Annotated in this window: 1 protein-coding gene; it reads left to right on the top strand. The window is 47.2% G+C overall.

Annotated features, from left to right (window positions below):
- Nucleotides 1–47: 47 nt before the first annotated feature.
- Nucleotides 48–248 (top strand): hypothetical protein (locus HBA93_RS22555; protein ID WP_221724724.1); only part of this gene is annotated, 201 nt, incomplete at its 3' end.

Genomic DNA, 248 nt, shown 5'->3' with positions numbered 1-248 from the left:
CTTCTGCAATGCAGTGTCCAACGGCTTTAAGCCAAGGTGATATTTTAATGAATCATTCTCTGTCAGAACTTGATGAACTCATTGCCCATGAGAAGAAGCAAGCCGCAATTGAATATCAGCATGAAGCGTGGGCAGACGGAATCTCAGAAGGTATTGAACCGGAAATTCTTGCAGAAGCAGCTTTTGCCAATGCGCTGACTGAATTATTGCGCAGCACTGGTGAAGATGCGGCTCTCGGCCTGCTCGAC

It is taken from the genome of Ochrobactrum sp. SFR4, assembly GCF_019730395.1.
In the GTDB taxonomy this organism is placed as follows: Bacteria; Pseudomonadota; Alphaproteobacteria; order Rhizobiales; family Rhizobiaceae; genus Pseudochrobactrum.
This window is presented reverse-complemented; position numbering and strand designations above follow the sequence as displayed.